Origin of the sequence: Paraburkholderia sp. EG286A (assembly GCF_040965375.1) — a bacterium.
Taxonomy (GTDB): Bacteria; Pseudomonadota; Gammaproteobacteria; order Burkholderiales; family Burkholderiaceae; genus Paraburkholderia.
In genome coordinates, this window is record NZ_JBFRCB010000005.1 from 634,904 (window position 1) to 657,756 (window position 22,853).

Consider the following 22,853-nt stretch of genomic DNA (forward strand, 5'->3'; position numbering starts at 1 on the left):
AAACGCTCAAGGCCTCCGCCGCCGCCGTGATTCGCTATCAAGCCCCGGCGCTTTCAGGGGAAGATGGGCGTCGTCGCTTCCGCGCCTTCCACGTCGGCGCGCGGCACATGCTGCGCGATGTTCGCCTCGATCTCCGCTTCGCGCGAGCCGGGGACATCGGCCATGACCAGCAGCTGGCCGTCCTCGATCTGCCCGTGAAAGCGCGAGAGCCGCGTGTTCGGTTCGTCCACGCCGATCATGCCGGCCACCCACGCGCCGAATATCGCGCCCGCGAGGGTCAGCGCGACGACTACCCCGCCCGTGATATCGAAGTTCTCAGGCGGAAATATCAGCGCGACGAGACCGACGATCGCGCCAGTCGCCGCGCCGAACATCACGCCGCGCTCCAGTGCATGCACGACGTCGCTGCGCTGCAGCAGCGAGGCCTCGGGCAAGCGTTCGAGCCCCACGCTGTGATTGGCGAGCACATGGATATGACGCCACGTAATGCGCGCGCGCAGCAGATCGTCGACGATCGCCTGCGCCGTGGTGGTGTCGGGAGCGAGGAAATAGAGGCGTCGCATGATGCCCTCCTTCCGTCATGCGGCGAGCCGCTTGCAACCGGCCCGCTGCCGCATGACTACGATGCGATTCCGATCATCCTACGCCGGAGTTCCGGTCAGCGCGACAGCCTGGCACGCGTTTGCGCGACAACCCAGGCGCGTCGAGCCGCCTAGATCTCGACGCGCGCCCCGACCTCGATCACGCGATTGGCCGGCAGCTTGAAGAACGCGGCGATATTGCCGACGTTGTGCAGCATCACCGCGAACAGACGCTCACGCCAGAGCGCCATGCCATGGCCGCGCTTCGGCACCACCACGGCGCGGCTGAGGAACCACGACGTCTCGTCGAGATCGAACGTCAAATCCGCGGACTTGTAGGCGGCGAGCGTGCATGGCAAGTCCACCTCGTCCTTGAATCCGTAGTTGACGACGACGCAGTAGCAGCCCGGGCAGAGCAGTTCGACCATCACGCGCTCGCTCTCGGCCACCCATGGCACGCTCTTCGTCTTCACGCTCAGGAATACTACGCGTTCGTGCAACACCCGGTTGTGCCGCAGGTTGTTGACGAGCGCGTGCGGTACGGCGTCGGCGTTCGGCGTGAGGAAGATCGCCGTGCCGCCCACGCGCACAGGGTTGCTCTCGAGAAGCGTCGCGAGATAGGGCTTGAGGGGCTTCTTGCCGGCGCGCACGCGCGCTTCGGCCGCCATCATTTCCCAGCCCTTGCCCCAGGTCGCCATGACCGTGAACATCAGTGCGCCGATCACGAGCGGGAACCAGCCGCCGTCCACGATCTTGAGCAGGTTGGCCGAGAAGAACATCGCGTCGATCGCGAAGAAGAACGCCGTGGCGAACACGCACAGCAGCCAGTTGTAGTGCCACGCATAGCGCACGACGAAGAACGTGAGGAACGTCGTGATGAGCATCGTGCCGGTCACGGCGATGCCGTAAGCGGAGCCGAGCGCCGTCGACGAACGGAAGCCCACCACCGCCGCGACCACGGCGACGAGCAGGATCCAGTTGATGCCGGGCACGTAGATCTGCCCGATTTCGCGCTCCGAGGTATGCACGATATTCATGCGCGGCAGGAAGGAGAGTTGCATGGCCTGCATCGCCATGGAATAGGTGCCCGAAATCACGGCCTGCGAGGCGATAACGGTGGCGACGGTCGCGAGCACGATCATCGGCACGATGGACCATTGCGGGAAGAGCCGGTAGAACGGGTTCTGCACGGCGCCCGGATTGGCCAGCAGCAGCGCGCCCTGCCCGAGGTAATTGAGCGCGAGCGCGGGAAACACCATGCCGAACCACGTGAGGCGAATAGGCTGCTTGCCGAAGTGGCCCATGTCGGCATAGAGCGCTTCGGCGCCCGTGAGCGAGAGCACGACCGCGCCCAGCGCCACGAAGGCGAGCCAGCGGTGATGCAGGCAAAACGCGATGCCCTCGCGCGGATCGAGCGCGAACAGCACGGCCGGCGCGGAGGCGATGTTGGCCACGCCCGCCACGGCGATCACGATGAACCACAGCACCATCACCGGACCGAACACGGCGCCGATGCCACCCGTGCCGTGCTTTTGCGTGACGAACAGCACGATCAGCGCCGTAAGCGTCACCGGAATCACATAGGTCTTGAGGCCAGGCTCGGCCACTTCGAGGCCTTCGACGGCGCTCAGTACCGAGATGGCTGGCGTAATCACGCTGTCACCGAAGAAGAGCGCCGCGCCCATCACGCCGATCACGAGCAGCGCGGCACGCAGATGCGGCCGCGACGCCACCGAGGAAGCCGCGAGCGCGAGCAGCGCCATGATGCCGCCCTCGCCGTGATTGTTCGCGCGCAGGATGAGCGCGACGTACTTGAGCGAGACGACGATCATGAGCGACCAGAAGATCAGCGAGACGATACCTACGATATTGAAAGCATTGACCGCAAGGCCGTTGCTGGGATCGAACACCGTGGCGAGCGTGTAGAGCGGGCTCGTGCCGATGTCACCGTAGACCACGCCGAGCGCGGCCAGCGCGAGCGCGGGAAGCGCCGGGCGATGCGGGCCGGAGTCGCCAAGGTGCCCGTGCGCCGCGGATGCGGATTGTCCCATGTCTCCCTCCTGGTGCTGCCGCATGCGGGCCGGGGGGGCCGCGCGGCCTTGTCGCTTCGTGTTGGCGAGGCTGCCTCATTGGGCGCATTAGTCGAAGTATAGGAACTTGGCGCGAAAATGCGCCTGGCGTGGCGCACAACGGCAACAGCGCCATGCGAGGCGCCGTGCCTTCGCAAAACTGTCATAGTCGAACGTATTTTGCTGAACATTCGCCCGATCAATCAGGTCGCCCGGTACGCGTACAACCATAAGGACATGCACAATGCGAACCCGCCTCACGCTCCTCTGCGGCGCGCTGGCGCTTTCTGCCTGCGCGGCGCAGCCCCGTTCAGCGCAACAGGACGCCGGAACGCTTTCTGCGCAACCCGCGGCCTTCGCGCAAGCCGGCGCCGCCGCACAAGGACGTCCGGTGAAAGTCATGATCGTGACGATGTTCGCACCCGAAGCGAAGACATGGCTCGATCGCCTCGGTCCCTGGGAGTCCGTGACAATCGCGGGCCTCTCGCCTGACTACCCCAATGTGCAATGCAATGCCGACGACGTCTGCGTGATGACGACCGGCATGGGCCACGCGAACGCCGCCGCCTCGACGATGGCCCTCGCCTTCGCGCCGCAGTTCGACCTGCGCAAGACCTACTTTCTGATCGCGGGCATCGCGGGTGTGAACCCCGGGCATGGCACGATCGGCTCGGCGGCCTGGTCGGACTGGCTCGTCGATTTCGGCCTGCAGTGGGAGATCGACGGCGACGGCCGCCCGCGCGGCTGGCGCACCGGCTATCTCGGCATCAATACGAAAAACCCCGGCGACAAGCCCGCGCTCGACTACCGCACCGAAGTGTTCCGCCTGAATCCGAGGCTCACCTCGGCCGCCTGGGCGATCTCGCGCGACGTGACGCTCGCCGATAGCGCGCAGGCCCAAGCCGCGCGCGCGAAATATGCTTACGCTCCCGCCAACCGGCCGCCCACGGTGATCCGCTGCGATTCGGTCGCCGACGATACCTGGTGGTCGGGCAAGGCACTCGGCGCGAGGGCGAGCGAGTTCACGCGCCAGCTGACCGGCGGGCAAGGCGTGTACTGCATGACGCAGCAGGAGGACAACGCCACGTTCGAAGCACTCAGCCGCGCGGCGCGTGCGCAGCGCGTGGACCTCGATCGCGTGGCCGTGCTGCGCGCCGGCTCGGACTTCGATCGTCCGTATGCGGGCGAATCGAACGCGGCGAATCTGCTGAATTATGCGAGCCAGGGCGGCTTCGCGCCCGCGTTGGAAAACCTCTATCGCGCGGGTCGCCCGCTCGTGCAGACCATCGTCTCGCACTGGAGCGAATGGCAGAACGGCATTCCCGAAAATGCGTCTGCAGCATCGCCTCGCTAGCCGCATCACACCCTGACCCCGCTTTGTCCAGATGCAGCGAAGCATCCTTGTGAGGAATACAGACGATCGGTGCGTGCCGCTACCCGGCATGCATCGCCAATTCGCAAAGCAATTACAGCGCACGATCGTTCATACGCATTGCGCATCGGAATGCGGGATTTCCGCTACTGAAATCCTCCTTTGACCGGATAGCTTTATCGCGGCATCTATGCCAGATTAGGTCTCACTCATTTCGAGCGCAGCGCAGGGGTCGCAAAGCGATGCGCCATGATTCCACGGGGGACAGCATGCACGGTTACTTCCCTCTGCTTCATGCCGTCACGCACATCATGTTCGCGAGCGTGCACGCGTGTGCGCCTTCGCGAGTGCGTGCGTCATGAATGCCGCCAGCATCGTCGTGCTTGGCGCGGGGCCAGCGGGCGCAGCCGTTGCGCGCGCGCTCGCGGGGCTCGATTATCGCGTGCAGGTGGTGAGCGACTGGCGCCGCTTCGACGCTGCCGAAGCCTTGTCGGCACGCGCGATCGAAGCGCTGCGCCGCGCGGGCCTGCATCGCGCTGCCAGTTGCGGCGAAGGACCGTGCGTGCGCACCACGCTCTGGAACGGCGCGCTGCAAACGCTCGACGCAGAATTTCTCGTGGACCGGCGCGTGTTCGATGCGGCCCTGCGCGAGGACCTGTGCAGCGCGGGCGTGGACATGATCGAAGCGAACGTGCGCTCGCTGCATTCCTCGTCCGCAGGTCACGATCTTATGATCGAAACCGCCGACGGACCGCTCACGTTACGCGCGGACTTTCTGGTCGAAGCGCGCGGGCGCCTCGCGCCGCTGTTGCGCGACGCCACGCGCGGCCCGCAAACCGTGAGCCTGCTGAACGTCTGGAAAGGCCGCGGGGGCGCAACAGCCACCGCGGTGGAAAGCCTGCCTGGCGGATGGGCATGGATGGCGCGTCTGGGCGACGGCCGCTGCTACTGGCAATTGACGCTGGACGTCACGAACCCCGAACTGCCGCAGCGCGATGAACTGCTCACGTTTTGCGAGCGCATGCGGCATTCGCCGCTTGCCAGCGACTTCTTCGCGGGCGACGCCGCGACCGACGCGCGCCTCTACGCGCGCAGCAGCACTGCCACGCTATGCGGCCGTACCGGCGGCCATAACTGGTTGCGCGTGGGCGACGCCGCCATGGCCGTCGATCCGCTCGCGGGCAATGGCGTGTTCCAGTCGCTCACCTCCGCGTTGCAGGCACCAGCGGTGATCCATACGCTGCTCGCGCGGCCCGAGCGTGCGCCGCTCGCGCTGCGCTTTCATCAGCAGCGCATCGAGCAGTTGTTCATGCGTTTCGCGCGCACTGGGCGCGATGTCTATGCGCTCGAACAGCGCTGGACGACGCAGCCGTTCTGGCAAACGCGTGGTGCGTGGCCCGACGACCGGCCTGCGCATGTGAGCGCGGATTTCAACGAGTTGAATGTGGGGCGTGCGCCCGTTATTGATGGCGGCATGATCGCCGAAGCGGATGTGGTTGCTAGTCCGGACCAGCCGCTTGGGATATGGCATCTTTGCGATGCTGCGCTGGCGCCTGTGGTTGAAGCGCTCAGGCGCGAGCCCGCTGAGCAGGTGCTCAAGTCGCTCGATGCCGATCAGGCAAGGATGATTCGGCATTGGCTTGCCATGCAGGATTATCCTTAGCCTTTTGGTTTTTTGGCCTTTTTATATTTTGGCCTTTCCTTGTTTTCGTGGCGGCATGCCAGTGTTGCCCCTGTGCGGGGTACCGCCACGAAAACAAGAAAAGGCAAAAGCGCCCTGAGCGAGCACAAAAAAAATCAATCGGACTCCAGATCAAATAAATCACCCGCGCCCCAGCGCCACCATCTCTATCAAAGCCCGCGTCCCCGCCGACCGATCATACGCCCGCGTAGCGATCACCACTTCGCAATACCCGTTCGCCATCACCAGCGGCTTGAACACCGCCCCTTCCAGACCAAAACGCGCAAGCGTGCGAGGCACAATACCAACCCCAAGCCCCGCGGCCGCGAAACTCATCACACCCACGGAATCCGTCGTCCGCAACACGCTGGCAGGCTCGAACCCGGCCTCCAAACAAAGCTCGGTCACACGATGCCCAAGCCCGACCCCGGGCGGATCATCCACCACAATCAACCGCTCCTCAGCCACATCGCGCAACGTAAGCCGGCGCCGCCCCGCACAGCGATGATCACTAGAGACCACGACATCGAGCGGCGTACGCGAAAACGGCGTGATGCGGATCGAGGCCGGCTGCGGCCTGGGCGACGAGCGCAGAAACGCCACGTCGATACGCTCGTCGGCAAGCGCGTTCATCTGCGCCTGCACGGAAATCGCGCGCAGTTCGAGCCGACCAACACCGAAAGCGACGCCGGCCCGTTCCTGTGCCTCGGTCTCGTGCTCGGCAGCGCCCCGGATACCGGCCACGCCGACGTCACGATCCACCGTCTGTGCGTGCAGGGCCGCGACGAGCTCTCGATCTTCTTCGCGCCGGGCCGCCATATCGACGCCTTCCGCCAGAAAGCCGAAGCGCGCGGCGAAGCGCTGCCGGTCTCGGTCAACATGGGCCTCGACCCGGCCATCCATATCGGCGCGTGCTTCGAGGCGCCCACCACGCCGTTCGGCTTCGACGAGCTGTCCATTGCAGGCGGGCTGCGCGGCAAGCCGGTCGAACTCGTGGACTGCGTGAGCGTGAAGCAGAAGTCGATTGCGCGCGCCGAGATCGTGATCGAAGGCGAGATCCTGCCGAACGTGCGCGTGGCCGAAGACCAGCACACGCACATGGGCCACGCCATGCCCGAGTTTCCGGGCTACAACGGCCCGGCCAATCCCGCACTTCCCGTCATCAAGGTCAAGGCCATCACGATGCGGCACGGCGCGATCATGCAAACACTCGTGGGCCCGGGCGAAGAGCACACGAATCTCGCGGGCATTCCCACCGAGGCCAGCATCTACAACGCCGTGCAGGCCGCCATGCCCGGCTTCGTGAGCCAGGTGTATGCGCACACGGCCGGCGGCGGCAAGCTGCTCGCGGTCCTGCAGGTCAACAAGCAGTCGGCCTTCGACGACGGCCGCGCGCGCCAGGCGGCGATCATCGCGCTCGGCGTGTACTCGGAACTCAAGCACGTGATCCTCGTGGACGCCGACGTCGATCCCTTCGACACCGACGACGTCATGTGGGCCATGACCACGCGCTACCAGGGCGACGTCTCGACGGTGTTCGTGCCCAAAGTGAACGGCCACGTGCTCGACCCCTCGCAAACGCCCGAATTCAACCCCGCACTGCCCGCGCGCGGCGTGACCTGCAAGACCATCTTCGATTGCACGGCGCCGTACCATCTGCGCGACGAATTCGTGCGGGCGAAGTTCAAGGCAGTGGACCCGCGCCCGTTCGCCCCCACGCTGTTCGAGGGCGATCATGAGTAAGCGCGCCCTGCATGGCCGCAAGCGGCTGATGGTCGGCGTCACCGGCGCCACGGGTTTCATCTATGCGGAGCGCACATTGCGCCTGTTGCGGGAGATGGAGGTCGAGACGCATCTCGTGATCTCACGCGCGGCCGAACTCACGCGCGAATACGAGTCGAGCCTCTCGCGCGAAGCCGTGCACGCGCTCGCCGACCATGTCCACCCGATCGCCGACGTGGGCGCCTCCATCGCGTCGGGGTCGTTCCGCACCCTCGGCATGCTCGTCGTGCCGTGCTCGATGCGCACCGTCGGCGAGATCGCCTCGGGCGTCACCAGCACGCTGCTCACGCGCGCCGCCGATGTGGTGCTCTAGGAACGCCTGCCCCTCGTGCTGATGGTGGGGGAAACGCCGCTGAACCTCATCCATCTGCGCAACATGACGACGGTGACCGAGGCCGGCGCCGTGGTGTTCCCGCCGGTGCCCGCGTTCTACGCGAAGCCCGCGAGCCTGCAGGACATGGTCGATCACTCGGTGAGCCGCGCGCTCGACCAGTTCGGGCTCGATACGGAACGCATCGAGGCGTGGCGCGACGCGTGACGCCGCTCCGGCACGCCGGGAGCACGCGGCGGACAATCAGGGAACGAACATCGCACTATTAAGTTTCGGCGTAAAATGCGCGTTCGCCGCGATGTACCGGCGTAGAAGCCTCACGCCAGCGATGCACGTCGATCTACTTACCATCTACTTCCTCCTGATCGGGACCCTGCTAGCCAGTTCCCTGATGACGCTCTGGGAGCATCGGACGCATCCCGCGCGCAGCAAGGCATTGCGGATACTGGCCGGGGGCTACGCCACCCTCGCGGCCGGCTGCGCCGCGGTGCTCGTGCGCGCCGATCTGCCCGGCGTATGGGGCGCCGCGCTGAGCAACCTCGTCATGATGGCCGGCTATCTGCTTGTCCTGCACGGCGTCGCGACGCTGAACGGGCGGCACTACCGGGCGGGCTCGTTCGCCCTGCTCGCGTTGATCGCGCTGACATGGGCCACATGGGGCGCACGGCATCCGCAGGCCATGTGGTACTACGCGAGCGCGTTTCCCATTGCACTGGTGAGCGCCATGACCTCGCGCGAGCTGCTGCGTGGCGACGGCATGAAAGGGGGCCAATCGCGCCACGTCGCGACGTTCGTCACGGGAGTCCACGCGCTCTTCTATGTGTTCAGGACCTTTGTCCTGCCGTTGCTGGGCAGCCGCTATGGGGACGGCTTCGTCGCGCTCGCCAGCAAGATCACGATGTATGAAGGCGTGCTGTATTCGATCATTCTGCCTATGGCCCTGATCAAGCTGGTACGCGAGGAAACGCATGGGCAGCTGTTGCGCGAGTCGCAGACGGACTACCTGACCCGCCTTGGCAACCGCCGCTGGTTCTTCGAAGAAGGCGAGCGCGTGATGAGCGAGGTCGGGACGCGTCAGCCGCCCGCGGCGCGCCAGCCGGTTTCGCTGCTCGCCTTCGATCTCGACCACTTCAAGACCATCAACGATCGCTACGGTCACAAGACCGGCGACGAAGTCCTCAAGACGTTCGCGGATATTGCCCGCAGCGCCATGGGACCCGAGGCGATCCTTGCGCGCATAGGCGGTGAAGAGTTCGCCGCCCTGCTGCCGGGCCACGACCGCGTGCGCGCCAAAGCGGTGGGCGAAGCGATCGCGAGACGTTTCGCTCAAACTCCCATGAACAAGGTCGATGGCGTCCCCATACGCGCCACGGTGAGCATCGGCCTCGCGCAGCACGGTCACGAAGCGTCCACGCTCTCCGACCTGCTGGCCGCCGCCGACGCCGCGCTCTACAGCGCGAAAGCGCTGGGCGGCAACCGGCTCGAAATGCTGGTTCTTTAACGCTTCACGCCACGTCCGGCCTTCCAGTCAGCTATTTGTAGGCTACGCGCATTCTTTTTGCTAGCCCTCTTGGGCCCGCCCTATCCGGTCGCGGGTGCAATCGCGTCAAGCGGTAAGGGGGGCACAATGGCAACGATCGATACCCGGATCCGGGCGGCAATTTCCGCCGGACTGATTTTCCTGCTCGCGGCTTGCGGCGGCGGTGGCGGTGGCGGAGGAGGCGGCGGCTCGAGCACCACCACGAGCACGCCGGCGGCCGGCGTCAAGCTGCAGGTCGTCTCGTTCGGCGACAGCCTTTCCGACGTCGGGACCTATGCGCCGCTTGCGGGCGCCGTGGGCGGCGGGCGCTTCACGACCAACCCCGGTCAGGTCTGGTCCCAGGACGTCGCGCAATATTATGGGGACACCCTGAACGCCGCGTACACCGTCGGCCTCGATCACAAGCTGAGCGCGCAAGGCGGCTTCGGCTACGCAGAGGGCGGCTCGACGGTCGCCACGCCGGCCAACCAGTACGACTTCCTCTCGGACGTGATCGGCAACATCGAAATGCCGGTCAATCAGCAGGTGTCGAGCTATCTCTCCGCTCACGGCACCTTCAACTCCGGTCAGCTCGTGCTGGTCTGGGCAGGCGCGAACGACGTGCTGCGCGCCGGCAACCCGCCGACGGCCAACACGGTCGTGCAGACTGCCGCCACGACGCTCGCACAAATCGTCGGGCAGATCGTGCAGGCCGGCGCCACCCATGTCGTGGTGATCAATGTGCCGAACGTCGGTCTCTCGCCCAAGGGCATCACCTCGGCCGATGGCGGCGCGAACCTGACCCAGCTCTCGCAGCTCTTCAACTCGACGTTGAACGGTGCGTTGCAGACGGATGGCCTGCAAGGCAAGGTCATCGAAGTCGATTCCTACACCTGGATCACGCAGCTCGTCGCAAACTTCCAGGCGAGCGGATTTACCGTGTCAAACACGGCCCAGGCGTGCGATCCTTCGAAAACGCCGGACAACACCTCGCTGCTCTGCTCGCCCGCCACCTACGTCTCGGCTCATGCCGACCAGACCTATATGTTCGCCGACGACCTCCACCCGACCACGCACACGCATGCGCTGTTCGCGCAGTTCGTCGAGCAGCAGATCGCGGCGAGCGGTCTCGGTCATTGAGTGCTGTGCTGAAGCGGCCGCGCCGGCTATGAGCACGGCCGCTTGCGAAATCGTCAAGATTCCTGATGATCGCCGGCGCCCGGGGTAGCACCCGCGCCAACCGGTCCGATATAGTTGGCCCGCGGCCGCAGCAGCGTGCCGCTGGTCATCTGCTCGATGGCGTGCGCCATCCAGCCCACGCTGCGCCCCATGGCGAATAGCGCGAACACCGCGTCTTCCGGCAAGCGGCAATAGCCGGCCAGCGCGGTGAGCGCAATGTCGATCGTCGGCGCGAGACCGCGCGATACGCGAACGTACTCGATCAGCGCGCGCACTTCGTCCGGCACGTCGAACGCCGCGAGCAGGTCCGCCGCGCGCGGGTCGCCTTGGGGGTACAACTCGTGACCGAAACCCGGCAGCGGTCCGTTTTCCTTCAGCCAGCGCTCGACCGCCGCAGCCACACCCCGCTCGCGCACCTCACCGAGCAGCGCGTGCACGCGCAACGCGGCGTCGCCGTGCAAGGGTCCGGCGAACGCGGCCAGGCCCGCGAGCATGCACGAGCCGAGCGACGCCCCCGTCGATGCGGCCACGCGTGCCGCAAACGCCGAGGTCGTCAGCTCCTGGTCCGCGAGCAACGCGAGCGCACGCCGCAGCAAGTCCGCCTGCGCTTCGCATCGCCACGCGCGCGCCAGACGCAAGTGCAGCGCGCCGCTATCGCCGCAGCGGCCGATCTCGCCCGGCCCGACGAAGGCGCTCGCGAAACGGCCCACGAGGCAGGCCGCTTCCTCGTTCAACCTTGCAACGTCGAGCGCCCCACTCGCGCGCGGCTGCGCCGCGGCCAGCGCGATCGAGGCATATACCCGCGCGCGCGGCGGCGCGCCCCCGGGTACGCTCACGTCGTCGTGACAGGTGGGGAAGACCGGGGCCGCGTCCATTTCCCATAAGCATCGAGCCACGTCTTCGAGCGTCGCCCGGCTCGCCAGTTCGACCGCATCGTGGCCGCGGTAATAAAGCCGCCCGCGCGCGATCGTGGAAATGCGCGTGTTGATGATGGGCTCGCCCCACGCCATCGTGCTCGCCGCGATGCTCTTGTGGGCGCGGCCAAGGTCGCGCTTCTTCCTGAGCGCCGCGACGTCCGAGCCGCGGTACAGCTTGCGGCTAGCGTGCTCCGGGTCCCAGCGCACTTCGATGCGCCCGCGGCTCACATACGCATACAAGGTCTGCTTGCGCACGCCCAGCGCGTGACAGGCCTCCTCCTGTGTCATCCAGATTTCCACTAGTTTTCCACGAGTTTTCAGGTTGATTGGCTTAATCAAGATTGACGCGTCCTGGCCGGGTGCGTCAAATACAGTCAATCTGCCCCGGGCATGGAGACGATGCCTGCGGGTACGGATCGATCATGATACCCGCGGCATCGAGCGCGGGACTGGAGACATCGATGTCAACGCAGAGGTCTGCCGGCTTTGCTGCCACGGATGCGACGGAAGCCACCCGCGTCACCCGCACGCGCTTTACGATTCTGGCCGCCATCCTGCTGCTCGCGACGGTCGCCTACGCCGACCGCGCGATCCTCTCGATTGCCGGACCCGGCATCGCAAAGGAATTCGGGCTCAACCCTATCCAGCTCGGCTACGTGCTCTCGGCGTTCAGCTGGGCCTATGTGGTCGGCCAGATCCCCGGCGGCCTGCTGCTCGACCGCGTCGGCACCAAGGTCATGTACGCCGCCACGCTGATCCTGTGGTCGCTCGCCACGATTCTCGTCGGCTTCGTCGGCAGGGTCACGACCGATGTGTCGATGGCGTTGGGCCTGCTGTTCGCCCTGCGCTTCGCGCTCGGGCTCATCGAAGCGCCTAGCTTCCCCGCCAACAGCCGCGTGACGGTCATGTGGTTCCCCAAGGAAGAGCGCGGCTTTGCCACGTCGTTGTTTGCGTCCGCATCGTATTTCGCCGTGGCGATCTTCTCGCCGTTCGCGGGCTGGCTCACCGGCAAGTTCGGCTGGCCCGCGCCGTTCTTCGCGCTCGGCCTGATCGGCATTGCCAGCGCCGGAGTCTGGGCGCGCGTGATGTACGAGCCGCGCAAGCACCCGCGCGTCTCGCCCGCCGAACTCGACCGCCTCGTGGCAGGCGGCGCGATGATCGACATCGACTCGAAGCTCGAGCGCCTGTCGCGCCCCGCCGTGTCGGGCAAGGCGCTGCGTATGCTGCTCGGCAACCGCATGCTCTGGTGCTCGTATATCGGCCAGTATTGCGTGATCGCGCTGAGCTATTTCTTCATCACGTGGTTTCCGATCTACCTCGTGCAGGCGCGCGGCATGAACGTCATGCAGGCCGGCCTCGCGACGATGCTGCCCGCGATCGCGGGCTTTGTCGGCGGCATCGCGGGCGGCGCGATTTCGGACGCGCTGATCCGGCACGGCTGGAGCGTGTCGAGGGCGCGCAAGACGCCGTATATCGTCGGCATGGCCGTGGGCTGCTGCATCGTGTTCTCGGCGTTCACCGAGAGCAACACGGTGATCGTCCTGCTGATGACGCTCGCCTTCTTCGGCAAGGGTGCCGCTGCCGGCGCGGGCACCTGGGCCATTGTGTGCGATACCGCGCCGCGCGAAGCCGTGGGCCTCGCCGGCGCGATTTTCAACTGCATCGGCAATATCGGCGGTATCGTCACGCCGATCGTGTTCGGCTATATCGTGCAGGCCACGGGCGGCTACACGGCAGGTCTTTATTTTGTCGCGGCACACTGCGTGGTCGCGGCGCTGGTTTATCTCGTGTTCATGGGCCGCATCGAGCGCGTGAAAGTCAGCTGAGCCCGCGAGCCCACGCATCGAACGAAGCAAGGATTGATCGATTCATCATGGCAAAACCCATCATTCTCAACGCAGCCGAATTGCCGGAACGCACCCAGGCGGAACTCGCGTCGCTCTTCACGATGCTCGACCTGCCGAAGGCGCCGGACGCTGCCGCTGCGTTCCTCGCGCAGCATGGCGCGTCCATTCGCGGCATGGCGCTGCGCAAGACGAAGATCGACGCGGCATTTCTCGACGCCCTGCCCGCGCTGGAGATCATCGCGAGCTACAGTGCCGGACTCGATAATCTCGACGTGAAAAGCGCGCAGGCGCGCGGCATCCGCATCGAGAATGCCTCGCACGTGCTGGCCGAGGATGTCGCGAACACTGCGATCGGCCTCGCGCTCGCGCTCACGCGCGATATCGTGCGGGCCGACGCCTATGTGCGCTCCGGCAAGTGGCCCGAGCACGGCGCGCTGCCGCTCGGCCGCTCGGTCTCGCGCATGAAGGTCGGCATCGTCGGGCTCGGCATGATCGGCGCGGCGATCGCGAAGCGGCTCAAGGCGTTCGGTTCGCAAGTCGCGTATTACGGGCCGAACCGCAAGAGTGTCGATCTGCCGTACTACGACGACGTCACGCGTCTCGCGGCCGATAGCGACATGCTGATCCTCACCTGCCCGCTTTCGCCACAAACGCATCATCTGGTGAATGCGGCCGTGATCGACGCGCTCGGTCCGCAAGGCTTTCTCATCAACATTGCGCGCGGCCCCGTGGTCGACGAAAACGCGCTGATCGCGGCGCTCGATGCGCAACGGCTCGCCGGCGCGGCACTCGACGTGTTCGAGCACGAGCCGTACGTGCCGCAAGCGCTGATCGACAACCCGCGCGTCGTGCTCACGCCGCATATTGGTTCGGCCACCGAAGAAACGCGCACGGGCATGGCGGACAATGTGGTCGACATGCTGGCGGCCCACTTTGGCATTGCGAGTCCGCGCAGTGCGCCTGTGCAAACCCTGGAAAGCGCCGCCGCAGCCTGAGGGCGACACGAGGCGGCTCAAGCCGATTCGCGCGCCACGATCGTGAACCCCACGTCGAGCGCGCGAGGCGCGCTCACGCTGGTTTCGCCGCTCAGGCGATCGAGCAGAAAACGCGCGGCGTTCACGCCGATTCGGGTGCCCTCCACGCGCACCGTCGTTAGCTGCGGCGTGGTTTCGGTCGCGAACTCCAGATCGCCGAAGCCGCAGATCGCCAGTTGCGCGGGCACCTGCACGCCCAACTCGCGCGCGGCGCCGAGCGCGCCGATGGCGAGCAGATCCGAGCCGCAGAACACGGCGTCGATATCCGGCGCGCGGGCAAGCAAGGCCGGCAGCGCGCGCTTGCCGTGCGCGACCGAACTCGGCGGCGCGACCAGTTCTTCGGGCACCTCCTCGATGCCTGCCTGCGCGAGCCGTTCGCGAAAGCCCGCGCGGCGCGCGAGAGCGCGCGCGTCGTTGGCGGAGATCAACGCGGGACGGCGGGCGCCGCGCGCGAGCAAATGCGCGGCCACCGCGGCGCCGATCTGGTAGTGGGAAAAGCCCACCAGCATGTCGATCGGCGTATCGGTCATGTCCCACGTTTCGACCACGGGAATACCGACGTTCTTCAGCCGCTCGCGCAACGAATCGGTATGCGCGACACCCGTGAGCAGCACGCCTTCGGGGCGGCGGCTCAACACCGTATCGAGCAGGCTCTCTTCGTTCGACGCGCTATAGCCGCTCAACGCGAGCAGCACCTCGTAGCCCGCGCGCGACATCGTCTCGCTGAACACCTGGATGGTTTCCGAAAACAGCGAGTGCGAAACAGTCGGCACGATGGCCGCGATGAGCCGCGAGCGCGCCGACGACAACCCGCCCGCCAGCCGGTTCGGCACGTAGCCCAGCTTCTGCACGACCTGACGCACGCGCTCCAACGTTTCCGGCGCCACCGACTCCGGGTTGTTGAACACGCGCGAAACCGTGATGGGCGAGACGCCCGCCTGCGCGGCCACGTCGGTGATGCGCAGGCCCTTGGGCCCGCCGCGCGTGCGCTTCGTGCGCACGGTGGCGTCCGCGTGTTCGATGCTCGGAGCGGGTTTGATGGTCGACATGAACTTGAACGGAGGTGGGCAATGCGCGGCTATTGTAGCGAAACCGCCTCGCCGGCTAACGCGCGTTGTTCGGCAGGGGCGCGCCGTCGACGGTTAGCGGCGTGCGCTTGCCACGCCGCAGGATCATGGCGGTCACGATCGCGAAGATCACCATGCACGCGGCGGGCACGAGCATGGGCATGCGCGTGCTGCCCGTTGCCTGCTTCACGAAGGGCACGAGGTTTTGCGCAATGAAGCCGCCGATATTGCCGAGCGAATTGATCGCCGCGATGCCCGCCGCGGCGCGCGCGCCGTAGAGGAATTTGGGCGGCAGCGTCCAGAAGCACGGAATCAGCAGATACATGCACGGCGCGCCAAGACACAACGCGGCGAAGCGCAGCGCGTGGCCCGGCAGAAAGACCGACGAAACGAAGAACACCATACCGAGCAGCGACGACACCAGCATCGCGATGGTCGCATGATTGCTCGCGCGCAGCCGCGCAGGCAGCGTGGCGAGCACGATCGTCGCCAGCAGCCAGGGAATGATGTTGAGCAGCCCGTTGGTGGTATTGGTCACGCCAAAGCCCTTGACGAGCGTAGGCAGCCAATAGCTCACGCCGTACACGGAGATCGACAGCATCATGTAGTAGAACGCCATGCCGAGCACGCGCGGCTCGGTGAGCACGCTGAGCACCGAACCGTGGCGCGCGTGGCTGCGCGCGGCCGCGCTTTCGGTCGAGAGCGTGTGCGTGAGCCAGCGCTTTTCTCCTTCGGAGAGGAACTTCGCCTGCTGCGGCGCCTGCGGCAACAGGAACAGCACGACGATCGTGAGCAGTACCGATGGAATGCCGGTGACCACGAACACGAGCTGCCAGCCCTGCAGGCCGAACAGTCCGCCCTTGTCGAGCAGCCAGCCGCAAATGGGCGCGCCGATCATGTTGCCGAGGCTGCTGCCCACCGTGAAGTAACCGAGCATGCGCACGCGGTGGCGCTGCGGAAACCACAGCGTGAGGTAGTAGATCACGCCGGGATAGAGCCCGGCCTCGGACGCGCCCAGCAGGAAGCGCAGGATGTAGAACATCGTGGCGTTGCGCGTGAAGGCGAGCAGGATCGTCACCACGCCCCACGTGAACATGATGCGCGCCATCCAGCGCGGCGCGCCGTATTTGTGGAGCAGCACGTTGCTCGGCACCTCGAACAGCAGATAGCCGATGAAAAAGAGCGAGGCGCCAAGCCCGTACGCGACTTCGGACAGCCCGAGGCTGCCGAGCATCTGCAGCTTCGCGAAGGCGATGTTGGAGCGGTCGATATACGCGACCAGGTAGAGCACGCCGAGCAGCGGCATCAGCCGCCAGCCCATGCGGTTGATCAGACGCGGCTCGTCGATCGCTGCGGTGGCATCGTTCACGTTGTCTCCTGAGCCCGCGTCACGCGCGGGCCTTGTTTATCGGTATCGTGCTGCGTGCTGCGTGCGTTATTTCGCCGGCTGTTCGCACCATGCGCGATACGCCGCCAGCGTTTCCTCGTTGGGCGGATACGTGCCGCGCAGGGGCAGTCCCGACTCGATGCGCCCGGTGATGAACGCTTCGAGCCGCTCCTGCTCGGTGGCGTCGCGCGCCACTTCCTCGGCCTTTTCGTGCGGCACGATCACGACGCCGTCGGCATCGCCCACGACGATATCGCCCGGATAGACGGGCACGCCGCCGCATGCGATCGGCACGTTCAGGTCCACGGCGTGATGCTTGGCAAGATTGAGCGGCGCGCTCGCCCCCGCGCACCAGATACGCAGACCGAGCGCCGCGATCGTGCCGCTGTCGCGCACGGGGCCGTCCGAAACCATGCCTGCCACGCCGCGTTTCGCAAGGCGCAACGCGAGAATCGAGCCTACCGAAGCCACGGTGCGGTCGCCGCGGCAATCCTGCACGAGAACGCTGCCCACGGGCGCGGTTTCCACGGCTTTGCGCTGCGGGTGGTCCGGATTCTGGAACACGCCCACGTGGTCGAGATCCTCGCGCGCCGGAATATTGCGCAGCGTGAACGCCGGGCCGACGAGGTTCGGCGTGCCCGGCTCAGGCTTCACGAGCGGCGCCACGCCCTGCAGAAACACATTGCGCAGGCCGCGCTTGAAGAGTTGGGTCGTGAGCGTGGCGGTGCTCACGTGACGCAGTTGTTCGAGCGCGGCTTCGCTGACTGGCGGGTTCGGTGCGGGGTTCGGTGCGGTCATGATCGATGATGTCTTCAATGATGGAGATTAGTGAATTTCCGGTTCGGCGCCGTGGGCTTCGGACGACGTGGCGGCCGGCGTTTCGAGGAAGTCGAAATCGCAGCCCTTGTTCGCCTGCGTCACGTGCAATTGATGCATCACGCCGAAGCCGCGCTCGAACGGCCGCTTCGGCGGCGTCCACGCCGCCTTGCGCGCGGCCAGCTCCGCGTCGCTCACATGCAGATGCAGGCGGCGCGCCTCGACGTCGAGCTCGATGATGTCGCCGTCTTTCACGAACGCGAGCGGGCCGCCCACGAACGATTCGGGCGCCACGTGCAGCACGCACGCGCCGTAGCTCGTGCCGCTCATGCGCGCGTCGGAAATACGCAGCATGTCGCGCACGCCTTGCTTCAGTAACTTCTGCGGAATCGGCAGCTGGCCCCATTCGGGCATGCCCGGCGCGCCGACCGGGCCGGCGTGCTGCAACACGATCACCGAGTCGGCGCTCACGTCGAGATCGTCGCTGTCGATGCGCGCGGCCATGTCGTTGTAGTCCTTGAACACCACCGCGGGGCCGCGATGCCTGAGCAGCTGCGACTCCATCGCCGCGGGCTTGATGACCGCGCCGTCCGGCGCGAGATTGCCCGTGAGCACGGCGAGTCCGTCGCGCGCCACGAGCGGATTGCTGCGCGTCCGGATCACGTCGTCGTTGTAGATCTCCGCGCCCGCGATGTTCTCGCCGAGCGTCTTGCCGTTCACGGTCCTCTGCGTGCCGTCGATCAGGTCGCCCAGTTCCACCAGCAGCGCGCGCAGGCCGCCCGCGTAATAGAAGTCCTCCATCAGATACTGGCCCGCGGGGCGAATATTGCCGAGCACCGGCGTCACGCGCGCGAGTTCGTCGAAGCGCGCCGTGGTCAGATCGATGCCCGCGCGGCGCGCCACGGCCACGAGATGCACGATCGCGTTGGTCGAGCCCGACATCGCGAGCACCGTGGTCACGGCGTTGTCGAAGGCCTTCGCGGTGAGGATGTCCGAGGGCTTCTGGTCGGTCCAGACCATCTCGACGATGCGCTGCCCCGTCAGCGACGCATACTGCGCGTGACGCGAATCCGCCGCGGGTATCGACGAGAAGCCGGGCAGCGTGAGGCCGAGCGCTTCGGTCGCGCTCGTCATCGTGGAGGCCGTGCCCATCGTCATGCAATGGCCGGGCGAGCGCGCAATGCCGCTCTCGATGCCCTTCCACTCGTCTTCGGTGATCTTGCCCGCGCGCAGTTCCGCCCAGTATTTCCACGTGTCCGAGCCGCTGCCGAGCGTGCGGCCGTTCCAGTTGCCGCGCAGCATCGGCCCGGCGGGCAGATAGATGGCGGGCAGGTCCATGCTGATCGCGCCCATCAGCAGACCCGGCGTGGTCTTGTCGCAGCCGCCCATCAGCACGCAGCCGTCGAACGGGTAGGACTTGAGCAGTTCCTCCGTTTCCATTGCGAGGAAGTTGCGGTAGAGCATGGTGGTCGGCTTCTGGAACGGCTCGGCCAGCGTCATGACGGGCATCTCGACCGGAAAGCCGCCCGCCTGCCAGATGCCGCGCTTCACTTCCTCCACCCGCTGCTTGAAGTGGGTGTGGCACGAGTTGATCTCGCTCCACGTGTTCACGACGGCGATCACCGGCTTACCCAAGTAATCGGACGAGTGATAGCCCATCTGCGCGGTGCGCGAGCGGTGGCCGAACGAGCGGAGGTCGTTGACGCCGTACCAGCGGTAGCTGCGCAGGTCTTCGGGCTTCTTGCGGACGTGGGACAAGGTGTTCTCCATGATAACGCTACCATTCCGACGGATAAAAAAAGCCGCCGAAGGCCGGCGGATGGGGATTGCGCCGCCGGTGACGTGATGAGGTGAATGGTAGCGTTATCATCGACGGGGCGATCCTGGGGGAAGTACGGAGGGGACAAGCGCACCGCGATTGTCGCCCCCAGTTGAACGCAGCATCGCGTTCCGGCCACTTTATCCACGCAGGCGCCGACCGCATACTTCGTCACATAGCCTTCAGCCACCCGTCAACGCCATGCTAAACAGAGACGCCATTCGCTCCGGTGCGTTTCTCGAGAGTTTCAGCCATCTCCCGCCGGAAATTCTCTGGACGCAAGCCCAGATCGCCCAGTCGCTCGCCGATACGATGGCGAAGCGCCCCGCCGGCGAGGAGGTCTGGGTGTTCGGCTACGGCTCGCTCATGTGGAATCCGCTCTCGCACTTCGACCAGCGCGCGTACGCCACGCTGCACGGCTGGCGCCGGAGCTTTTGCATTCGCCTGTTCGGCGGGCGCGGCACGCCGCAGCGCCCCGGCCGCATGCTCGCGCTGGAGCGCGGCGGCGATACGCAAGGCGTGGTGCTGCGCCTCGATACGGCCACGCTCGAGGAAGAGCTGCACATTCTCTGGACCCGCGAGATGCTGACGGGCGCCTACACGCCGGCCTGGACCACCGTGACGCTCGCCACCGGCAAAACGCGGCACGCCCTCGCCTTCGTGGCGAACACCTGCCCGCATCAATACGAGGCCGATTCGAGCCCCGCGACTGTCGCACGCGCGATTGCCCAGGCGCATGGACCGCTCGGCAGCAACGCGGAATATGTGTTCCAGCTCAGGCAGGCGCTCGCGGACTGCGCAATGACCGACGCCTACGTCGAGGAAGTGGCGCAAGCCCTCGAAGGTTTCGAAACGACGTCTTAAGCGAGCCTCGCGAGACCCGTGACCATCTGAACGACGCCAAACGCGGCAATCGCAACGGCGGAAAACATGGAGATGCCCCGCGTGAACGCGAGTGGCAGCTTCGTACGCAGTGCCGACGTCACGCCGCTCAGGAACAGCCACCACACGGCCGAACCCGCGAACACGCCCGTCACCATCGTCACCATCAGCGCCGCCGAAAACCCTGCCGTCGCGCCCTGCTCGCCTGGCATGGCCGGCAGGGGGCCGAGCGCGGCAAACGCGGCGATGAACGAAAAAATGGTCAGGGGGTTCGAGAGCGTCAGCGCAAACGTCGTGAGGAAGTCCCGCGTGACCGGGCTGCGCGGGGTCTCCTGTACGGCGGCAGGCGTGCCAGGCGACTCGCGCGCGATGGTCCACGCCATCCACACCAGAAATGCGCCGCCCGCCGCCTTCAACACGACCGTCAGCATCGGCAGCGCCGTCACGATCCCAGCGACGCCGAGCGCGCCGAGCAGGCCATAAAACGCATCCGCGCAGGCCGCGCCAATGCCCGTTGCGAAGCCGGAGTAAAACCCGCGGCTCAGGCTGCGCTGGATGCACAGCATGCCGATGGCCCCGACCGGTGCGGCGATGCAAAAGCCCATCGCCACGGCTTTGACGAACAACATGTCCCCTCTCCCGCAATGCGTGTTCTATGGGGAGCTATCGTAGACGGCGCAGAGTATCCGCAGAAGTCGGGATTTAAGGGAGAATTGGCCTTTCACCTTAAACATTTCGCCATCATGGACGATCTGGACTGGAAAGTACTGGCGCTGCTGCAGGACAACGGCCGCATGACCTACACCGAGCTTGCGCGCCAGGTGCATCTCTCCGTGCCGGCAGTCACGGAGCGCGTGAGACGTCTAGAAGAGGCCGGCGTGATCGAAGGCTACACGGCGCGCGTGAATCCGGCCGCCGCCGGCTATCCGATCTCGGCCCTGATCGGCATTACCGTGCCCCAATCCGCGAAAGCGAAGTTTCTCAAGCTGCTCGGCACGATTGCCGAGGTGCTCGAATGCCATCACGTGACTGGTGCGGACTCCTATGTCATTCGCCTCGTTGCGACGAGCGTGGCCGACCTGGAGCGCCTGATCCAGCGCATCAACCTCTATGGCGAGACGCGCACGTCCATCGTCATGTCCACGCCGCTCGCCGCGCGTGCGCTCGCGAAGCCTCAGGTCAGCGCGACCGGGTCGCGCGGCAAGGTCTAGCCGCGACGACCCGGGTCGTCAGAGCGAACGCTCGATCGCCTGGCCAAGCAGTTCCACGCCGAGATCGATCTCCTGTTCGCTCACGGTCAGCGGCGGCGCGATGCGGAACACGCCGCCCATGCCCGGCAACTGCACGATGTTCATGCTGAGCCCGAGCTTCATGCACTCGCGCGTGATCTTCGCGCCAAGGCCGTCGGCGGGCTCCTTCGTGCGGCGGTCCTTGACGATCTCGAGACCGAGCAGCAGCCCGCGCCCGCGAATGTCGCCGATGCACTCGAAGCGCTCCATCAGGTCGAGCAGCCCGCGCCGCAAGCGCTCGCCCATGATGTTTGCGCGCGCAACGAGTCCGTCGCGCGCCACGACGTCCAGCACCCGCAGGCCGACTGCAGCGGGAAGCGGATCGGATACATGCGTCGTGTAGAACAGGAAGCCCCGTTCGTGCGCGGCTTCCTCGATCTGTGCGGACGTGACCACGGCTGCGAGCGGCAGGCCGGCGCCGAGCGTTTTCGACAGCGTGAGAATGTCGGGCGTCACGCCGTCGTGCTCGCACGCGAACATCATCCCGGTGCGCCCAACGCCCGTTTGCGCCTCGTCCAGAATCAGCAGCATGTCGCGCTCTTCGCATTTGCGCTTGAGCGCCGCCATATAGCCGGGCGGCAGTTCGATGATGCCGCCCGAACTGAGGATCGGCTCCGCGATGAAGGCGGCGAGATTGCCGCTGGACTGGCGGTCGATGAGATCGAACGCGTAGTCGAGTTCCGCGAGGTAATCGTATTGCCCGTTGCGCTCGAAGCGCGGCCGGTACGTGAACGGCGCGGGAATCGCATACGAACCCACCGCGGCGGGACCGACGCCCTTGCGCCCTGCGCTATAGGTGGCCGATGCCGCGCCGCCCGTCATGCCGTGCCACGACTGCGCAAAGCCCACGATTTCGAATTTGCCCGTGACGAGCTTCGCCATGCGGATGGCGGCCTCGTTCGACTCCGCGCCGGTGCTCAACAGCAGCGCCCGGTCGAGCCCGTCGGGCGTGACGTCGGCGAGACGCGTGGCCAGTTCGACCACGGGCCGCGAGAGCATGCCGCTGAACAAGTGGTCCAGTTTGCCCGCGTATTCGTTGATGACCGAGACGATCTCGGGGTGGCTGTGACCGAGCACAGCGCTCATCTGCCCCGAAGTGAAGTCGAGAATCGGGCGGTCGTCGGCGTCATAGACGAAGCTGCCCTGGGCGCGCTCGATGATCATCGGTTCGAACGTGCCGCCATAGCGGATCAGGTGCTGCCTCGCGTTGCGCCAAAACTGTTCGTCGTCGTTCCTGGACACGGGCTTCTCCTCGTCGGGTAGCGGGTTTTCCTTGCAGTC

Annotated in this window: 19 protein-coding genes and 1 pseudogene; 10 read left to right on the forward strand and 10 right to left on the reverse strand. The window is 66.0% G+C overall.

Going from position 1 to position 22,853, the window contains the following annotated elements:
- Nucleotides 1–53: 53 nt before the first annotated feature.
- On the reverse strand, nucleotides 54–563 hold the full coding sequence (locus AB4Y35_RS26030; protein ID WP_368706589.1) for a DUF1269 domain-containing protein: 510 nt from the start codon (nucleotides 561–563) through the stop codon (nucleotides 54–56).
- Nucleotides 564–712: 149 nt separating this feature from the next.
- The gene (locus AB4Y35_RS26035) at nucleotides 713–2,632 is read right to left on the reverse strand and encodes a potassium transporter Kup (RefSeq protein ID WP_368706590.1); all 1,920 of its coding nucleotides are present in this window, start codon (nucleotides 2,630–2,632) and stop codon (nucleotides 713–715) included.
- 262 nt (nucleotides 2,633–2,894) lie between these two features.
- Here AB4Y35_RS26035 and AB4Y35_RS26040 point away from each other — a divergent pair, with 262 nt between their 5' ends.
- Together AB4Y35_RS26040 and AB4Y35_RS26045 are read left to right on the forward strand one after the other, a co-directional pair.
- The gene (locus tag AB4Y35_RS26040; protein ID WP_368706591.1) at nucleotides 2,895–4,004 is read left to right on the forward strand and encodes a purine nucleoside permease; all 1,110 of its coding nucleotides are present in this window, start codon (nucleotides 2,895–2,897) and stop codon (nucleotides 4,002–4,004) included.
- 376 nt (nucleotides 4,005–4,380) lie between these two features.
- Complete coding sequence (locus AB4Y35_RS26045; protein ID WP_368706592.1) at nucleotides 4,381–5,685, forward strand: NAD(P)/FAD-dependent oxidoreductase; 1,305 nt, start codon at nucleotides 4,381–4,383, stop codon at nucleotides 5,683–5,685.
- Nucleotides 5,686–5,844: 159 nt separating this feature from the next.
- Here the strand turns inward: AB4Y35_RS26045 and AB4Y35_RS26050 are convergent, their stop codons facing one another.
- A complete protein-coding gene (locus AB4Y35_RS26050) occupies nucleotides 5,845–6,465 on the reverse strand; it encodes a LysR family substrate-binding domain-containing protein (protein ID WP_368706593.1) in 621 nt (206 codons plus the stop codon).
- Here AB4Y35_RS26050 and AB4Y35_RS26055 point away from each other — a divergent pair.
- From AB4Y35_RS26055 to AB4Y35_RS26070, 4 genes and pseudogenes are all read left to right on the forward strand, one after another.
- Nucleotides 6,418–7,446, forward strand: a complete 1,029-nt coding sequence (locus AB4Y35_RS26055; protein WP_368706594.1) for a UbiD family decarboxylase domain-containing protein — start codon at nucleotides 6,418–6,420, stop codon at nucleotides 7,444–7,446. The two genes, AB4Y35_RS26050 and AB4Y35_RS26055, sit on opposite strands and share 48 nt — an antisense overlap.
- Nucleotides 7,439–8,023 (forward strand): annotated as a pseudogene (locus AB4Y35_RS26060) (UbiX family flavin prenyltransferase). Before AB4Y35_RS26055 ends, AB4Y35_RS26060 begins: the two are co-directional and overlap by 8 nt.
- Before the next feature lie 121 nt (nucleotides 8,024–8,144).
- A complete protein-coding gene (locus AB4Y35_RS26065; RefSeq protein WP_368706595.1) occupies nucleotides 8,145–9,317 on the forward strand; it encodes a diguanylate cyclase in 1,173 nt (390 codons plus the stop codon).
- 126 nt (nucleotides 9,318–9,443) lie between these two features.
- Nucleotides 9,444–10,475, forward strand: coding sequence for an SGNH/GDSL hydrolase family protein (locus tag AB4Y35_RS26070; protein ID WP_368706596.1), 1,032 nt, complete (start codon nucleotides 9,444–9,446; stop codon nucleotides 10,473–10,475).
- A gap of 53 nt (nucleotides 10,476–10,528) precedes the next feature.
- Here AB4Y35_RS26070 and AB4Y35_RS26075 read toward each other — a convergent pair whose 3' ends face one another.
- Nucleotides 10,529–11,719, reverse strand: a complete 1,191-nt coding sequence (locus tag AB4Y35_RS26075) for a citrate synthase family protein (RefSeq protein ID WP_368706597.1) — start codon at nucleotides 11,717–11,719, stop codon at nucleotides 10,529–10,531.
- A 173-nt stretch (nucleotides 11,720–11,892) separates the two neighbouring features.
- On the opposite strand from AB4Y35_RS26075, the gene AB4Y35_RS26080 reads away from it, so the two are divergent.
- On the forward strand, nucleotides 11,893–13,257 hold the full coding sequence (locus tag AB4Y35_RS26080; protein ID WP_368706598.1) for an MFS transporter: 1,365 nt from the start codon (nucleotides 11,893–11,895) through the stop codon (nucleotides 13,255–13,257).
- Nucleotides 13,258–13,304: 47 nt separating this feature from the next.
- Nucleotides 13,305–14,273 carry a 2-hydroxyacid dehydrogenase gene (locus tag AB4Y35_RS26085; RefSeq protein WP_368706599.1) on the forward strand — a complete coding sequence of 323 codons (969 nt, stop codon included), beginning with the start codon at nucleotides 13,305–13,307 and terminating at the stop codon, nucleotides 14,271–14,273.
- A 17-nt stretch (nucleotides 14,274–14,290) separates the two neighbouring features.
- Here the strand turns inward: AB4Y35_RS26085 and AB4Y35_RS26090 are convergent, their stop codons facing one another.
- The 4 genes from AB4Y35_RS26090 to araD form a co-directional block, all read right to left on the reverse strand.
- Nucleotides 14,291–15,361 (reverse strand): LacI family DNA-binding transcriptional regulator, encoded by a 1,071-nt coding sequence (locus AB4Y35_RS26090; RefSeq protein WP_368706600.1) that lies wholly within the window; start codon nucleotides 15,359–15,361, stop codon nucleotides 14,291–14,293.
- A 55-nt stretch (nucleotides 15,362–15,416) separates the two neighbouring features.
- Nucleotides 15,417–16,748 carry an MFS transporter gene (locus AB4Y35_RS26095; RefSeq protein ID WP_368706601.1) on the reverse strand — a complete coding sequence of 444 codons (1,332 nt, stop codon included), beginning with the start codon at nucleotides 16,746–16,748 and terminating at the stop codon, nucleotides 15,417–15,419.
- Nucleotides 16,749–16,814: 66 nt separating this feature from the next.
- Entirely contained in the window at nucleotides 16,815–17,564 is a 750-nt protein-coding gene (locus AB4Y35_RS26100) for a ribonuclease activity regulator RraA (RefSeq protein ID WP_368706602.1), read from the reverse strand.
- A gap of 27 nt (nucleotides 17,565–17,591) precedes the next feature.
- Entirely contained in the window at nucleotides 17,592–19,352 is a 1,761-nt protein-coding gene (gene araD / locus AB4Y35_RS26105; RefSeq protein ID WP_368706603.1) for an L-arabinonate dehydratase, read from the reverse strand.
- A 250-nt stretch (nucleotides 19,353–19,602) separates the two neighbouring features.
- Between araD and AB4Y35_RS26110 the strand changes: the two genes are divergently transcribed.
- Nucleotides 19,603–20,265, forward strand: coding sequence for a gamma-glutamylcyclotransferase (locus tag AB4Y35_RS26110; protein ID WP_368706604.1), 663 nt, complete (start codon nucleotides 19,603–19,605; stop codon nucleotides 20,263–20,265).
- On the opposite strand, the gene AB4Y35_RS26115 is transcribed toward AB4Y35_RS26110, so the two are convergent.
- Nucleotides 20,262–20,912: a LysE family translocator gene (locus AB4Y35_RS26115; RefSeq protein WP_368706605.1), complete on the reverse strand. Its 651-nt coding sequence runs from the start codon at nucleotides 20,910–20,912 to the stop codon at nucleotides 20,262–20,264. The two genes, AB4Y35_RS26110 and AB4Y35_RS26115, sit on opposite strands and share 4 nt — an antisense overlap.
- A gap of 114 nt (nucleotides 20,913–21,026) precedes the next feature.
- Between AB4Y35_RS26115 and AB4Y35_RS26120 the strand changes: the two genes are divergently transcribed.
- Nucleotides 21,027–21,494: an Lrp/AsnC family transcriptional regulator gene (locus AB4Y35_RS26120; RefSeq protein WP_368694308.1), complete on the forward strand. Its 468-nt coding sequence runs from the start codon at nucleotides 21,027–21,029 to the stop codon at nucleotides 21,492–21,494.
- 18 nt (nucleotides 21,495–21,512) lie between these two features.
- On the opposite strand, the gene AB4Y35_RS26125 is transcribed toward AB4Y35_RS26120, so the two are convergent.
- Nucleotides 21,513–22,814 (reverse strand): aspartate aminotransferase family protein, encoded by a 1,302-nt coding sequence (locus tag AB4Y35_RS26125; protein WP_368706606.1) that lies wholly within the window; start codon nucleotides 22,812–22,814, stop codon nucleotides 21,513–21,515.
- Between the last annotated feature and the right edge of the window lie 39 nt (nucleotides 22,815–22,853).

What these genes read in the sequence shown, in the direction of transcription:
- AB4Y35_RS26090 (WP_368706600.1), bottom strand. Translation starts at nt 15,361, where the DNA reads ATGTCGACCATCAAACCCGCTCCGAGCATCGAACACGCGGACGCCACC.
- AB4Y35_RS26120 (WP_368694308.1), top strand. Translation starts at nt 21,027, where the DNA reads ATGGACGATCTGGACTGGAAAGTACTGGCGCTGCTGCAGGACAACGGC.
- AB4Y35_RS26045 (WP_368706592.1), top strand. Translation starts at nt 4,381, where the DNA reads ATGAATGCCGCCAGCATCGTCGTGCTTGGCGCGGGGCCAGCGGGCGCA.
- AB4Y35_RS26085 (WP_368706599.1), top strand. Translation starts at nt 13,305, where the DNA reads ATGGCAAAACCCATCATTCTCAACGCAGCCGAATTGCCGGAACGCACC.
- AB4Y35_RS26040 (WP_368706591.1), top strand. Translation starts at nt 2,895, where the DNA reads ATGCGAACCCGCCTCACGCTCCTCTGCGGCGCGCTGGCGCTTTCTGCC.
- AB4Y35_RS26035 (WP_368706590.1), bottom strand. Translation starts at nt 2,632, where the DNA reads ATGGGACAATCCGCATCCGCGGCGCACGGGCACCTTGGCGACTCCGGC.
- AB4Y35_RS26100 (WP_368706602.1), bottom strand. Translation starts at nt 17,564, where the DNA reads ATGACCGCACCGAACCCCGCACCGAACCCGCCAGTCAGCGAAGCCGCG.
- AB4Y35_RS26070 (WP_368706596.1), top strand. Translation starts at nt 9,444, where the DNA reads ATGGCAACGATCGATACCCGGATCCGGGCGGCAATTTCCGCCGGACTG.
- AB4Y35_RS26030 (WP_368706589.1), bottom strand. Translation starts at nt 563, where the DNA reads ATGCGACGCCTCTATTTCCTCGCTCCCGACACCACCACGGCGCAGGCG.
- AB4Y35_RS26115 (WP_368706605.1), bottom strand. Translation starts at nt 20,912, where the DNA reads ATGTTGTTCGTCAAAGCCGTGGCGATGGGCTTTTGCATCGCCGCACCG.
- AB4Y35_RS26065 (WP_368706595.1), top strand. Translation starts at nt 8,145, where the DNA reads ATGCACGTCGATCTACTTACCATCTACTTCCTCCTGATCGGGACCCTG.
- AB4Y35_RS26080 (WP_368706598.1), top strand. Translation starts at nt 11,893, where the DNA reads ATGTCAACGCAGAGGTCTGCCGGCTTTGCTGCCACGGATGCGACGGAA.
- AB4Y35_RS26110 (WP_368706604.1), top strand. Translation starts at nt 19,603, where the DNA reads ATGCTAAACAGAGACGCCATTCGCTCCGGTGCGTTTCTCGAGAGTTTC.
- araD (WP_368706603.1), bottom strand. Translation starts at nt 19,352, where the DNA reads ATGGAGAACACCTTGTCCCACGTCCGCAAGAAGCCCGAAGACCTGCGC.
- AB4Y35_RS26075 (WP_368706597.1), bottom strand. Translation starts at nt 11,719, where the DNA reads ATGACACAGGAGGAGGCCTGTCACGCGCTGGGCGTGCGCAAGCAGACC.